This window comes from Solibacillus isronensis (genome assembly GCF_023715405.1).
Taxonomy (GTDB): Bacteria; Bacillota; Bacilli; order Bacillales_A; family Planococcaceae; genus Solibacillus; species Solibacillus isronensis_B.
This window is the reverse complement of record NZ_JAMBOC010000001.1, coordinates 664,011-676,778: the sequence shown is the minus strand read 5'-3', so window position 1 is coordinate 676,778 and position 12,768 is coordinate 664,011. Positions and strand designations below refer to the sequence as shown.

Genomic DNA, 12,768 nt, shown 5'->3' with positions numbered 1-12,768 from the left:
AAGGCATATTTTAACTAACATATACTGGCTTCAATCATCTCGAGTTCGCCTTTTTTATTAACACTATCTTTCCCACGTTCGCAGTTATCTTTTATTTCCCACGCAATGAAGTATTTATTATTTTTCAATTCAACAGATCGTATTTCAGTTTTACTATTATGGTTAAAATGATGATCCAAGACCATTTGTTTTGCTTCATCTTCAGATATGTCATTTTGAATAGATGAACAGCCTGCTAATAAAAAGACTGCAATTATTAAATATTTTCTAAAATAGATTTTTACACTTTTATGATTTTGCTGCCACATTTCATACGTCCCTTTTATATTTCATTATTTTGTCAGGCCTTATAAAAAACGCATTCCTTATTATTGAACTACGCCTGTTGATTGTTTAATAAAAAATTCCCACTATATACTTTTCTCCTTCAGATTTATGGACTTTTAATGAAAATAAGCGCTGATTCTTACTACAGAATCGCGCTTGCTTTCAACCATCTCAACCTATCCACTTCTATTTTAAAATGGATTTATAGTCAACTTCTCTTTTCGTGAAACTGACGATGGAGTTGATGAACTTCCTCCGCTAGCTCTGGAACAGGACCATCGACAGTAATATCGTTAATAACCTCTTGAATGGAAAGATTCCGTACACGTGAAGGAGCTTGGCCCAATTCGGCTAGCCATTCTACCAATTGTTTAGATGAACTTGCATAAACAATCCGGCCTAAACCAACCCAACCGTGTGCTGCAGCGCACATCGGACAATGTTCCCCGGAAGTATATACTGTCGCTTTGATTCTTTCTTCAGGTTTCATATTATTTGCTGCCCATCGTGCTATTGCAAATTCCGGATGTTGGGTATGGTCACCACCTGCCACGTGATTATGGTCTTCAAAAAGGACCTCTCCATCGGCGGAAACAAGTACTGAACCAAATGGCTCGTCACATTTTTCAAGCGCAATTTTTGCTAATTCAACACAACGTTGTAAGTGCTTCAAATCTAGATTATTTATCATATTCGTATCCTCCTTATCCAGTAAGTAGAAACTTTTACAATCATAATTATAACAGAATTATCCGACTCCTTAAGTGAATATTCATTCGTACTCTGAACCTTATGTTTTCAGACAAAATTCTACTGACCTTATCAATTAACGAATAATTGGCTATTTTAATACGGTCAATTTTCATTATACTAAGAATCATTACAGGAATGGAGGTTATTTACATGGTACAATTTGGAACTTATCGAATAAAACGTGGAATGGCAGAAATGCAAAAGGGCGGCGTTATTATGGATGTCATTAACGCTGAACAAGCAAAAATTGCGGAAGCGGCAGGTGCAGTAGCAGTGATGGCGCTGGAACGTGTGCCTTCCGATATCCGGAAAGCTGGCGGTGTTGCCCGTATGGCGGATCCTCGGATTGTGGAAGAAGTGATGAATGCCGTCACGATTCCTGTTATGGCAAAAGCACGAATTGGTCACATTGTAGAAGCACGGGTTTTAGAGTCAATGGGTGTCGACTATATCGATGAAAGTGAAGTTTTAACACCGGCTGATGAAGAATACCATTTACTAAAAAGTGATTATACAGTGCCATTCGTTTGTGGTTGCCGTGACTTAGGAGAAGCAGCTCGACGTATTGGCGAAGGGGCTTCTATGCTCCGTACTAAAGGTGAACCAGGGACAGGCAACATTGTAGAAGCAGTTCGTCATCTTCGCAAAGTCAATGCTCAAGTACGTCGTGTTATAGGAATGAATGTGGATGAATTAATGACAGAGGCAAAAAATTTAGGAGCCCCATTCGAATTACTGTTGGAAATTAAACGTTTAGGACGTTTACCAGTTGTGAACTTTGCTGCGGGTGGCGTGGCTACACCTGCAGATGCCGCGTTAATGATGGAACTTGGTGCGGATGGCGTATTTGTTGGCTCTGGTATTTTCAAATCCGAGAATCCTGAAAAATTCGCGCGTGCCATTGTGGAAGCAACAACTCATTATAAAGACTACAAACTGATTGCTGAAATCTCGAAGGAGCTTGGAACACCGATGAAAGGAATTGAAATAGCTACACTTCATGTTAATGAACGGATGCAGGAGCGTGGCTGGTAGTATGGCAAAAATAGGAGTACTTGCATTACAAGGTGCAGTAGGTGAGCATATGAATCAGATTAAACTTCTTGATCATGAAGCTGTGGAAGTAAAAACAAGCAATGATTTATGTGGTATTGATGGTCTTATTTTGCCTGGTGGAGAAAGTACAGCTATCGGTAAGCTTATAGAACGCAATGACTTATTAGCACCTATACAAGCATTGGCACAGCAAGGTATTCCCATGTTCGGGACATGTGCCGGTCTCATACTATTGGCAAAAAAGATTAAGGGTTCCATTACCCCTCACCTTTGTTTAATGGATGTTGAGGTAGAAAGAAATTCTTTCGGCCGTCAAGTAGACAGTTTTGAAGTTGCATTAGCAATTCCATCAATTGGTGATAACATAACAGCAGTTTTTATTCGAGCTCCGCATATTGTAACCATCGGTGAACAGGTCGAAATACTTGCTACATATGAAGAACGGATTGTATTAGCTAGAGATGGACAATTTTTAGGCTGCTCTTTTCATCCCGAACTGACGGATGATGTTCGAATACTTCAATATTTTATTGGTATGGTAAATGAATTTACAAAGGTTCCTAGATAAATCAAAAAAGAAGCACAATTCAGTGCTTCTTTTGTATGTTGGATTATTTGTTTAAGCCTTTTTCATGTATTCGATAAATCATAGCTGCCATTTGTGCTCTAGTTGTAGGATTATTCGGACCAAATCGGCTTGCATTATAGCCGGCCATAATTCCTTCTTGTTTCATCGTTTCAATCGCAACATATGCCCAAAAATTTTGTTCCACATCTTTAAATGAATTTACACGATTATTTACAGATTGACTATAAAATCCGGCGTTATAAAAGATTTGAGCCATTTGCGCTCTAGTTAAAAAAGTATTTGGTGAAAAACGTTCATCACCGATACCATTAATTATTTTATGTTGTGCTACTAAAAGAATAGATTTTGAAGCCCAAAAGCTCTTAACCACATCACTAAAGTAGATGTTTTTATTTGTTGACGTCAATGCTAAAAAGTTACTTATAATAGCAGCTGCTTGAGCTCTTGTTATCGAATGATTCGGTTTATATGTACCATCAGGATAGCCAGAGATCCAACCTTTTTCAGTTAAGAAAAGAATCTGTTCTTCGGCCCAATGACCTTCTATGTCTTTTAATTTCCTATCATCATATTGATATAAATCATATTCTTTCATGATGGAGCCTACTTTATTTCGATAGTATTCCCCACCCAAATGGATATAACCGGCATTGGCAATATCGAATAAATATTCTTTGGAAGCTCGCTCATAGCTCCATCCCTTTTTCATTCTTTCATCATAATTGATTTTTGCGAAACGATACCTTTCGTTTAACAACAAGTTCCCTGCTAAATAATCAACCGCTTCTTTATAGGAAGTAAAAGCCCGATACCAGTTATCTCTTCTTTTGCTTTCATCATATATTTTGCGGTCTTTTCCGAAATCGATTAGAACAGGTACCGGTTCATAATCTTCATCAGGTTGTCCCTTCAGCTGCCAGGCGTTCTTCGGATTATATCCCCAAACCTTTATCCCGAAAAGATTATTTGCATTCACTGCTAATCTTGTTGTTCCATAGCCGCTTTCCAGAATGGCCATTCCAATGATCGCACTAGCAGGGATTCCCCACTTTTCATTTGCTCTCATTGCATATGTATAAATTTCATTAATAAAGTCTTCCTTCATTTTGGTTGAAGGAAATTCGTATGTAGATAAATAAGCGTTACTATTTCTTCCTGACTTCTCATCTTCATAAGGTAAAGGATTCACGCTGTTTGCACTCGAGGTCAACGGGCCACTATTTAAAACTAGTAAAGAAAGTAAAATTAATAGTGATACTCTGATTAATTTTATCAAATTTGCAACTCCTTTAATATTCAAATAATAGACTTAAACACTATCATCATAGCAGTTTTTTATTAGAACTAGTGCATAAAATCTCATTTTATTACTACTAATTAATGGTTACACTTCCGGACTTTACCTATCTCGAACCCCCTTTCCAAACAAAAAACGACTATTCATCCAGCTGGACAAATGGTCGTTTGAAAAATTAATTTAATAAAAGCAATTGAATTCCCCTGCATTTTATACTAATTACTCAAATAATTAATAAGAATATAAATTTCATATTAGGGTAGAAGTAAAAAAGTAAAGTAAATTTTTAAAGAAAGAGGGGATTTCATGCAGGAGATAATCCTAATCCTGGTCATACAGCTCGTTTACGTGCCGTTAATGACATTACGAACAATTTTCTTAGTCAAAGATATGAGACTTCTTGCTTCAATTTTTGGGTTTTTAGAAGTTTTAATTAACGTATTTGCACTTTCTATCATTTTTAGTGGTGATCAGAACTTTATCGCAATGATTGTGTATGCACTCGGATTTAGTATTGGGATACCAATAGGAACAATGATTGAAAACAAACTGGCTATTGGTTTTGTCTCAGTTACAATCAATACTCAGCAAAAAAATCAGGAATTGATCGAAACATTAAGAAACAGCGGCTTTGCCATCACGACATCTGTCAGTGAAGGTCGTGACAGTGAACGTTATAAATATGAGATTTTGGCTAAACGAAACCGAGAAAAAGAATTATTCGCCCTTGTTGAATCGATTGAACCAAAGGCATTTATCATTTCATATGAGCCAAAATCATTCAAAGGCGGTTTCTTAGTCGATCGTATGCGTAAATTTAAACTTAGACGTTAAAATAAAAATGAGCTAGATTCAATGATTCTAGCTCATTTTTTATGCATCTTCAGTTTTAGTCCTTCTTTAATTGCCCAATACTGATGTTCATGTATTAAGAGATCTCGGGTTTTGTCCGTCTCAATCCATTTTATAAAGTGGTCGTCATCAATGGGATCTTGGATTTTATTTAATAATTGTGCGAAGTAGAAATAGCCATCATTTAGAATTGGCTCTTTTTTGGTTGAGAGAAAAAAGCACTAAGCGTTCCCTATATAAGGCCCGATCACTACGTTATATCCTGTTTCTTCAAGTATTTCTCTTTCCAGGCATTGCGAATGGTTTTCATGATCTTCAATCCCGCCACCTGGCAAAAAGTAATCCCCTCTCGTAGTTTGGACTGTTAAGACACGAGTCATTGTTGAATTAAAAATTACTGCATAAATCCCTTTTCTTATTTCATAATTAAGGCCGTTTAATTTCTCTCCAAATACTTTCACTATTTTCACCTACCGCTAAAAGTTTTGTTAGCTTTTTTTAGCATCTACTGCTATATATGTATTGCTATATGGAAGCATATGAATTCTCTTTACATTCCATAGCATTTTAAATTCTTCAATCGGCACCTTTCGATTATAGTTCTGCTGTTTTTCTTCACAATTCACTAAATGACTTAATGACTCTGAAAGGTAAATATGCTCTTTGTCATAACCTACTACTGGAACAAAATGCAGATTTTTGAGATCCTTCTGTACTTTAATAAAAACAATTACGGGAGTTCCTTTACTGACTTCGTACTTTAATGTATCAATAGTTCCTTTATAATAATTTGTCTTAAATCCGTTATTTCTTAAAACAGTACGGATTCCTTTTGGATATACATTTCCAGCTTTTGTTTTATTGGGAAAATGCTTATATAACGCTTCTCCTTCAGCCTCCTTACCAAAGTGACGCAGCAGGTAAGCTGTTGAAAATGCCGCGCATTATCTTTTTGGAAATCGATTCGATTCTCGTGCTGAATGATGTAGGTAGTCGGAAAATCCTTTTTTCGTATAACCGGAATAGGTAAAGTCATTAAATAGTTGTTAATCGACACTGAGATAATTACCCATAAAGCAACTGTATTAATTATAAACATGCTACTCCCCCAATATATGAAATCAACGTGTGTCTACTTTTCTTTTTTTACTATAATTCGTAATAACGTTTTCATTCTCTCTTCAAAATCTGAATGTCCCCAATAAAGCATTGCATTTTCAATACCTTCTTCACCTGCTAAACGTTTTACTATAAGATAAGCAATAAAATAACCAATCCGACTGTAGCCAAAAGTTTGACCCCCATTAATCGAGAACCATTCTTTAAATATTTCTGCTGATGTACTTTGAATTAAATCTTTTTGAAAAGCATTGATAATGGTTGCTATATTTTTTTTACAGAATGAAAGCCACTCCGGATCACGTTTATATGCAAAATAAATATCTTGGTCTACATTTACTACTAAAGTTGATAAAAAAGTTGCTACACCCTCTTGCAATAGCCATGTCAACGGATTAGACCATTTAATATCTTTTGCTTCAATCCCATTATGTGTTGTGTAAAGATGATGGACTGCATGGCCAAATTCATGCGCAATTATTACGTTAAGGCCCTCTTCATATGGTTCAAATTTTTCAACACAAAAAGCAATATGAGGGTCCATGGAACGATAAGCATAAGCATTAGAACCACCTAGACCAACAAAAATATAAACATCTTTTGAAAATATTATCGGAAACCGCTTTTCATATTCTTTTGTAATCTGGGGTGTGAGCGATTTTAATTTCCTTGCAACCCAGTTCATTTGATCAATCATATTTGGATGCGTTTTTAAAGCATTTTCAAGTTTCAGTTCTTTATTGTGACAGTGATTTTCAAAATAATAACTAAAGATTTCTGGATGATGATTAAAGTAACTTTCGTAGTACTCTTTTGAAGGCTCGTATTGATTTAGAAATGGACTTGCTAGATTGTATATTTTCATGAAGATTTCTCCAATCATTTTTAAATATTACTATCAATAAATTCAACTAAATCCCCGACTTTATATTCTCCTGTCACGATTTCTCCTATCTGGTCTATGCTTACTTCAAAAATAATTGTATTCAATGCCTCTCTCAGATACTTCGTTTAATCCTTTAGAATAAAAGACAAATTCTTGCACATACGAGGCGACATTCTCACCTTCATTATTTTGTTCACTTCCGCCTCCAAACCAATAACGGTCAGTAGCATCAAATGAATCGATCGCATCTTTCCAACTATCGCTAAATGAAAATTCCACTTTCTGTCCAGCTACATTGTCTACTTCCACGTTGAATGTAAATTTCCTGAAATCATCTATTTGAGGATTTTTTAACTCATGAGTCCCGACACTTTCAAATTCATCCTCTGTCAACTGTGAAATTGCGGCTTCAATTGTTGTAATAGGTTCATCTTTGTTACTGCAAGCAGTCGTGATGTGCAAAATGGAAAACAAACAGAATAAAAACAATAATTTTTTCATCCTTATCCCCCTTATAAATCTTGCGATAACCTAATCATATCGATGCACTGGATGCCATTCTCGTAAATTTCTTCTGAATAGTGCTTAATAAAATAGTTATGATCAACTGAAACAATTCGAAAACCGCATTTTTGATATAACGCTAATTGCCCAATACTTGAATTTGCCGTACCAATTTCAATCGTTTTATACCCCTGTGTTTTGGCTATACGAATCGCATGACTTACTAATAATTTTCCAATTCCTTTTCCCTGATGATCTTCAGCTACTGCTACATTGACAATTTCTACAGTTTGCGGTCTTGTCGGTAACAGTACATAGACACCAATGGTTTGCTCTTCATTTTCGGCTATAAAACATTCGCCCTTTGCTACATAATCTTCAACGATAATTTTTGAAGGGTCCGCCAATAATAACAATTCCAAGGGAACCTTTTCCTGTTTTTCCAGCCTTTTAATCTCCACACTTATCCCCCTATATTTCTAGATTAGTTTTGTTTATGGATATCTTTTTCTAACTCTTTTTCAATGTCGTCATTACTCAAGTTAGGCATTTCTTCTTCAATCTTATATTTCTTTTTTATTAAAATTCCAAGTTCCGAATAATTAATCCCATGCTTGACTGCCAAAAATACAACAATGTAAAGCAAAAATCCTAAAAAGGCAAATGATAATAAATCCATGAAATCCTCTCCTTATATTTTAAATTTTACCATAATTGTAGAGTCGAACCTGATAAAATCAAAAAACCAGATGGCTAAATTCCATCCGGTTCATTGTACTGTTTGCTATTAATTGCTAATTAGTTTTACTTTTTCACAGCTGGTGGGCCAAATTCACCTAGCTGTAAATCACGGAATGCTTCTCTGATTTCTTCTTTTGTATTCATCACAAACGGTCCACCTAGAGCGACTTCTTCTCTAATTGGGACACCTGAATAAATCAAAACTTTAGACCGTGTTGATGCTTTAATTTTTAATTCGCTTGAATTTGCTTCTGAGCCATCTTCGTTAAATGAAATCGTTGCTGCTCCCGTTTTCGTTATTTTTGTCTTGCTTTCCCCAAATTCCATCTCTCCTGCCAACATAAACAGGAATGAATTATGATTTTCGGGTAAAACATGTGTGTATTCAGCACCTTCACGAAGAGTAATTTCTGTCATCGTAATCGGAACTAAACTTTGCATAGGTCCTGTTACACCTTCAATATCCCCTGAATAAACTCGAACGAATCCGCCATCGATATTGACTACAGGTGCATCTTCAACAAAAATATTTTGATAAGACGTTTTTGTATGCTTTAAACTTTTCGGCAGATTTAGCCATAGCTGCAATGTATGAATCAAGTCGTCCTCGAACGCTTCTTCTGCATGTCTAGCTGCCCAACCTGCATTCATATATTGGACATCCCCGGCATTTAAAATGCTGTAACCGCCAGCATTATCAATATGTTCTAGTCTGCCATCTACAACATATGTTACAGTTTGAAAGCCACGGTGTGGGTGATCAGAGAAAACGCCACGCTTATACCAATCTTCTGCCATTAAAATAAAAGGATCGAATTCAGCGTTTCGATCAGGGTGAAGAATGAATCCTTGTTGCACATGAGGATATCCATTTTTATTGTACTCTGGGTACCAAAAACTTTTAATATCTCTTTGAAAAACTGCATTAGTTGCCAATTCTATTCCTCCCACCAAGGTTACTATGAAAATGTACTATTAAGTTGAAATCTTTCACTTAAAGTTTATCTCATTTTCTCAGCTAACTCTAAAATTATGCCTTCTGGTCCCTGAACAAAGCATAATTTATATATATTATTGTAGTTTTGGATTTCACTAATTATTTCCGCGCCTTTCTTTTTCAATTTAACAACGACCGTTTCAATATCTTCAACGGCAAAGGCAATATGATTTTTTAAAGATTGCTGTATACTTTCTATCTCTGAGTCTGTATGAAACTTGACCAGCTCCAATTTTGCCTGGCCATCCGACATCCCTAAAAGGACAATGGTTGCTTTCACATCAGTAAACCCGATAATTCGCTCTGCCCATTTCCCATCCACTTCCCCTTCACCAAGCACTTCCAGCCCAAATTCGATGAAAAACTCTTTAACTGCAGTAAGATCGTTTACTATGATACCTACATGATCTATTCTATGAATTGCCAAACTTAGCCCTCCCATGGTCCTGTAACTTTCTATCTTTATAATTCTGCTTAATCTTACTCTATTTGCTTTTATCTTTCTTATCATGCCAAGATGTCGCTGGTCTTGAAACAGGGTATCCATTTTTCTCCCGATATTGTTTCCGTTCATCCGTAAAATGCCACCAACTTTTTTCGCTGCCTGAATGGTTAGCATGATGTACGATACATCTTAACGAATTCTCTACACACGGGTCTTCCCAATAACCGAAGTGTTCCTCCAATCGATTAGTTAATTCAGCACCATTTTCGTTTTTCAAGTCCTCTAAAGAATAAAAACCTAATTCAGTAACCCATTGAGCCAACTTTGGTCCAATCGAAGGGATAGTTTGGAATTGAGCCAGTGCGCGAAGGTATTTAGCACGTTCGGAAGTTGATTGTAGACATGCAGTTAATTGTGGTATGTCCATAAGTGCGATCTCATTCAATTTCACTTTGCACTTTCTTAAAATTATTCTTTCTTCAGATGTTAAAGGAAGCTTTGGAGAGGACTTTTTCATCTATATTCACCTAACTTATACTTAATTTATATTTCAATTAGTTATTTACTTACTTCTTCAATATAAAACAAAGGCAAGGCGAACTACTTATTTAATTCCGACTAGACGAATCCTTTTATAATCTGCCACCCAAATGCCTTCACGATACAAAACATCCTTTAAGTTCATTTCTACATTAGCGATTATGTGATCTTGTATTTGTTCGGGAATTCCATCAAATAAAATACTGCCAAACATTTCAATCCAATTTCTCAAACCATTTTCACCATCTAAAGGTGTTGGTCGATCATATAGTTGAGCAAAAGTCACGTGGAATCCTGCCTCTTCCATCAGCTTTGAGTACTCTGCAATACTCGGATAATACCAGGGAAATTGTGCTTCTTTAAATTCGTAGCCTGCATTTTTTATTTGTTGAATAATTTCATCTGTAATTGTTTGTACATTGCCTTTCCCTCCAAATTCAGCAACCATTCTGCCGCCTTGTTTTAAGCTTTCATAAATACATTGCACAGCTTCTTTCGGCGGGTGCACCCAATGGAGTGTTGCGTTTGAAAATACCGCATTAAATTCATTTTGATAGGTTAATTTGGTAGCATCTTGAACTGTAAATGGAATCTGCGGGTATTTACTTGTCGCTAGTTTCACCATATTTTCAGATTTGTCGACACCTACCACTTCCACGCCACCCTCAAATAAAGTATTTGCTAAATCTCCTGTTCCACAACCAAGATCCAGTATTCGCTCTCCTTTCTTTGGAGCTAACAATTCCACCAAACTATTGCCATATTTTGAAACAAACGAGTGCTTACCATCGTATAAACTAGCATTCCATTGATGTTCTGTAACTTTTGAAGTACCCATATTATTCACTCGATTCCATATAAATTTGTTAGTTCCATTATAATGGAAAATTCTGATATTGAATAACCGAAAATAAAAAGAGGATTTCACATTACATTGAAATCCCCCCATAATTAATCATTTTCTCTTGTAGTTTGACCATGTTATACCAACTAACTCCGCCATGCTGTGATTCAGAAATGCCGTGGTTTACAAAGCCGAGTTTTTCATAAAAAGAAACCAATTCCTGTTTGCATGTTAACGTAATTCCTTGTCGTTCATTTTCTTTTACCAACTGCTCCATTTTTTTGAATAAGATTCGAGCAATTCCTTGATTTCTCGCCTCTTTAGAAACTGCTACTCCTAATATACTTTGGTAGCCGCCTTTTTTTGGATTTTCATTAATTTCTTCAAAAAGGTCATCCGTTATGTATAGTTGAGGGATTACAGGACCGTTAATATAACCTACGATCTTTTCATCCTTTTCAGCAACTATAAATGTATCGGCAATCAGCTGAATTCTTTCCACAAATGCTTCCCTTGTAGCAGCCTCTTCTTTTGTAAAGCCTTCATTTTCAATGACAACCAGCTCTTCTAAATCTGTTTTTTGCACATTTCTTAATGTAATCATGTTATTCCTAACTCCTTTATATAGCCAATTACTTTTTTCTAATTTACTTTCAAGTGCCTCAACTCGTTTTAATAATGAATACAACTCGATTTTTAATGCTGTATCACTTTTGTTTGTTGATTTTAATGACTTAAATAATCTGTTAAAACTCCAATAAGCGATTAAAAAGCTTCCTATGATTATGAATAACGCAATTAAAGTCCCGATTCAAGATCGATAGCCCATTGTTGGAAATCGCTATCGCTATATTTCCTTTTATCCTTTTCCGATAACGTGTTCAAGTCAGAGGTATCGCTAAGGTGAAACGTTCCAACTAATAGAATTTCCATATAAATCCTCCCTCTATTCAACGTTTATTACTAATTATTCACTTCTTTAATAGAAGACTTTTTCTTGTTAATCTCTTGCTTAATAAAAATAAAATCAGATTATAAATGCTGAAACAAACCATTGCAAAGATAGCCTCTCTCGTCAAACTAATTGGTTCATAACCGCTATGGTAATTAATATGTACTTCATTCCCTTTATAGATGAACCAAATAGCAATAGATATGAGACAATATAAAACAATTAAGAAAATATAGTGACCGTAAAATATGATTTTGTTATGTGAAGAACCGAATCTTGCGGTATAAAAAAAAGACCCCCATAAACTAACATTATGATCATAATTTGAGAGACTGCCATTTATGCCCTCCTAATAATTCATTAATTATTTTCTGCAAGCTTCTTCAATTCTGCTGATCGTTTTTTAATGAAACTTTCCATATATCTGTACAAAAACAATTTGTCAGCAATTCTCCCTAATGGACCAAATGGCGACTTATATTCAAATATATCGATCATTAAAGTGCCGACTTTTTCTTCTACAAATTTATGAGTATGGGTAAATGATTTAAATGCGCCTTTCACCATTATGTCCACAAATATAGTTGGTTGCTGCATATGTGTTATCTTTGCCGTCAGTTTTTGTTTAATACCGAAGTGAGTAGCTTCCCAAGTAACGGAGTCACCTGCATTTAATAAGCCATGTGTTACCCCATCTACAGCCTTTTCGTTCGTTTTCGCAGTCGTCTTTATATGAATGTCGACGTTTCTGGCAAGGTCAAAACATACTTGTATAGGTGCATTTACAAACTGCTTGTGGATAATAATCGGCATCGAAACTCTCCTTAAAAACTTATCAATTTTTGCTCCGCTATTCCTTTACCATG

19 protein-coding genes are annotated in these 12,768 nt (G+C 35.7%); 3 read left to right on the top strand and 16 right to left on the bottom strand.

The annotated features are described in order from the left end of the window. Nucleotides 1-14 precede the first annotated feature (14 nt). Nucleotides 15-308: a hypothetical protein gene (locus M3166_RS03510; RefSeq protein WP_251687395.1), complete on the bottom strand. Its 294-nt coding sequence runs from the start codon at nucleotides 306-308 to the stop codon at nucleotides 15-17. A gap of 227 nt (nucleotides 309-535) precedes the next feature. Continuing rightward, nucleotides 536-1,018 (bottom strand): nucleoside deaminase, encoded by a 483-nt coding sequence (locus M3166_RS03505; RefSeq protein WP_251687393.1) that lies wholly within the window; start codon nucleotides 1,016-1,018, stop codon nucleotides 536-538. Nucleotides 1,019-1,230: 212 nt separating this feature from the next. On the opposite strand from M3166_RS03505, the gene pdxS reads away from it, so the two are divergent. Together pdxS and pdxT are read left to right on the top strand one after the other, a co-directional pair. After that, the gene (gene pdxS, locus M3166_RS03500) at nucleotides 1,231-2,115 is read left to right on the top strand and encodes a pyridoxal 5'-phosphate synthase lyase subunit PdxS (protein WP_251687391.1); all 885 of its coding nucleotides are present in this window, start codon (nucleotides 1,231-1,233) and stop codon (nucleotides 2,113-2,115) included. Nucleotide 2,116: 1 nt separating this feature from the next. After that, entirely contained in the window at nucleotides 2,117-2,704 is a 588-nt protein-coding gene (gene pdxT, locus M3166_RS03495; RefSeq protein WP_008404021.1) for a pyridoxal 5'-phosphate synthase glutaminase subunit PdxT, read from the top strand. Nucleotides 2,705-2,747: 43 nt separating this feature from the next. Here pdxT and M3166_RS03490 read toward each other — a convergent pair whose 3' ends face one another. Continuing rightward, nucleotides 2,748-4,001: an S-layer homology domain-containing protein gene (locus M3166_RS03490; RefSeq protein WP_251687389.1), complete on the bottom strand. Its 1,254-nt coding sequence runs from the start codon at nucleotides 3,999-4,001 to the stop codon at nucleotides 2,748-2,750. 327 nt (nucleotides 4,002-4,328) lie between these two features. Here M3166_RS03490 and M3166_RS03485 point away from each other — a divergent pair, with 327 nt between their 5' ends. Continuing rightward, on the top strand, nucleotides 4,329-4,856 hold the full coding sequence (locus M3166_RS03485; protein ID WP_008404026.1) for a DUF2179 domain-containing protein: 528 nt from the start codon (nucleotides 4,329-4,331) through the stop codon (nucleotides 4,854-4,856). 239 nt (nucleotides 4,857-5,095) lie between these two features. Here M3166_RS03485 and M3166_RS03480 read toward each other — a convergent pair whose 3' ends face one another. From M3166_RS03480 to M3166_RS03420, 13 genes are all read right to left on the bottom strand, one after another. Next, nucleotides 5,096-5,335: an NUDIX domain-containing protein gene (locus M3166_RS03480; protein WP_251687386.1), complete on the bottom strand. Its 240-nt coding sequence runs from the start codon at nucleotides 5,333-5,335 to the stop codon at nucleotides 5,096-5,098. Between the two features lie 27 nt (nucleotides 5,336-5,362). After that, on the bottom strand, nucleotides 5,363-5,791 hold the full coding sequence (locus M3166_RS03475) for a C39 family peptidase (protein WP_251690003.1): 429 nt from the start codon (nucleotides 5,789-5,791) through the stop codon (nucleotides 5,363-5,365). Beyond that, nucleotides 5,686-5,973: a hypothetical protein gene (locus tag M3166_RS03470; protein ID WP_251687384.1), complete on the bottom strand. Its 288-nt coding sequence runs from the start codon at nucleotides 5,971-5,973 to the stop codon at nucleotides 5,686-5,688. Before M3166_RS03470 ends, M3166_RS03475 begins: the two co-directional genes overlap by 106 nt. 33 nt (nucleotides 5,974-6,006) lie before the next feature. Beyond that, entirely contained in the window at nucleotides 6,007-6,858 is an 852-nt protein-coding gene (locus M3166_RS03465) for a hypothetical protein (RefSeq protein WP_251687382.1), read from the bottom strand. Nucleotides 6,859-6,963: 105 nt separating this feature from the next. After that, a complete protein-coding gene (locus M3166_RS03460) occupies nucleotides 6,964-7,380 on the bottom strand; it encodes a fructose-bisphosphate aldolase (RefSeq protein ID WP_251687380.1) in 417 nt (138 codons plus the stop codon). 11 nt (nucleotides 7,381-7,391) lie between these two features. Next, complete coding sequence (locus M3166_RS03455; protein WP_251687378.1) at nucleotides 7,392-7,844, bottom strand: GNAT family N-acetyltransferase; 453 nt, start codon at nucleotides 7,842-7,844, stop codon at nucleotides 7,392-7,394. Between the two features lie 23 nt (nucleotides 7,845-7,867). Then, complete coding sequence (locus tag M3166_RS03450; protein ID WP_251687376.1) at nucleotides 7,868-8,062, bottom strand: hypothetical protein; 195 nt, start codon at nucleotides 8,060-8,062, stop codon at nucleotides 7,868-7,870. 125 nt (nucleotides 8,063-8,187) lie between these two features. After that, entirely contained in the window at nucleotides 8,188-9,060 is an 873-nt protein-coding gene (locus M3166_RS03445; RefSeq protein ID WP_251687374.1) for a pirin family protein, read from the bottom strand. A 65-nt stretch (nucleotides 9,061-9,125) separates the two neighbouring features. Then, on the bottom strand, nucleotides 9,126-9,548 hold the full coding sequence (locus tag M3166_RS03440; RefSeq protein ID WP_251687373.1) for a VOC family protein: 423 nt from the start codon (nucleotides 9,546-9,548) through the stop codon (nucleotides 9,126-9,128). 58 nt (nucleotides 9,549-9,606) lie between these two features. Next, the gene (locus tag M3166_RS03435) at nucleotides 9,607-9,993 is read right to left on the bottom strand and encodes a helix-hairpin-helix domain-containing protein (protein WP_435368048.1); all 387 of its coding nucleotides are present in this window, start codon (nucleotides 9,991-9,993) and stop codon (nucleotides 9,607-9,609) included. Nucleotides 9,994-10,170: 177 nt separating this feature from the next. Next, the gene (locus M3166_RS03430) at nucleotides 10,171-10,944 is read right to left on the bottom strand and encodes a class I SAM-dependent methyltransferase (RefSeq protein ID WP_251687367.1); all 774 of its coding nucleotides are present in this window, start codon (nucleotides 10,942-10,944) and stop codon (nucleotides 10,171-10,173) included. Nucleotides 10,945-11,035: 91 nt separating this feature from the next. After that, entirely contained in the window at nucleotides 11,036-11,554 is a 519-nt protein-coding gene (locus M3166_RS03425; RefSeq protein WP_251687365.1) for a GNAT family N-acetyltransferase, read from the bottom strand. A 708-nt stretch (nucleotides 11,555-12,262) separates the two neighbouring features. Next, nucleotides 12,263-12,715, bottom strand: coding sequence for an SRPBCC family protein (locus M3166_RS03420; RefSeq protein WP_251687363.1), 453 nt, complete (start codon nucleotides 12,713-12,715; stop codon nucleotides 12,263-12,265). Nucleotides 12,716-12,768: the final 53 nt, after the last annotated feature.

Bases quoted from the DNA above. Each gene is read 5' to 3' on its own strand.
- M3166_RS03420 (WP_251687363.1), bottom strand. From the start codon at position 12,715: ATGCCGATTATTATCCACAAGCAGTTTGTAAATGCACCTATACAAGTA.
- M3166_RS03435 (WP_435368048.1), bottom strand. From the start codon at position 9,993: ATGGACATACCACAATTAACTGCATGTCTACAATCAACTTCCGAACGT.
- M3166_RS03425 (WP_251687365.1), bottom strand. From the start codon at position 11,554: ATGATTACATTAAGAAATGTGCAAAAAACAGATTTAGAAGAGCTGGTT.
- M3166_RS03505 (WP_251687393.1), bottom strand. From the start codon at position 1,018: ATGATAAATAATCTAGATTTGAAGCACTTACAACGTTGTGTTGAATTA.
- M3166_RS03465 (WP_251687382.1), bottom strand. From the start codon at position 6,858: ATGAAAATATACAATCTAGCAAGTCCATTTCTAAATCAATACGAGCCT.
- M3166_RS03460 (WP_251687380.1), bottom strand. From the start codon at position 7,380: ATGAAAAAATTATTGTTTTTATTCTGTTTGTTTTCCATTTTGCACATC.
- pdxT (WP_008404021.1), top strand. From the start codon at position 2,117: ATGGCAAAAATAGGAGTACTTGCATTACAAGGTGCAGTAGGTGAGCAT.
- M3166_RS03450 (WP_251687376.1), bottom strand. From the start codon at position 8,062: ATGGATTTATTATCATTTGCCTTTTTAGGATTTTTGCTTTACATTGTT.
- M3166_RS03485 (WP_008404026.1), top strand. From the start codon at position 4,329: ATGCAGGAGATAATCCTAATCCTGGTCATACAGCTCGTTTACGTGCCG.
- pdxS (WP_251687391.1), top strand. From the start codon at position 1,231: ATGGTACAATTTGGAACTTATCGAATAAAACGTGGAATGGCAGAAATG.
- M3166_RS03470 (WP_251687384.1), bottom strand. From the start codon at position 5,973: ATGTTTATAATTAATACAGTTGCTTTATGGGTAATTATCTCAGTGTCG.
- M3166_RS03430 (WP_251687367.1), bottom strand. From the start codon at position 10,944: ATGGGTACTTCAAAAGTTACAGAACATCAATGGAATGCTAGTTTATAC.
- M3166_RS03510 (WP_251687395.1), bottom strand. From the start codon at position 308: ATGTGGCAGCAAAATCATAAAAGTGTAAAAATCTATTTTAGAAAATAT.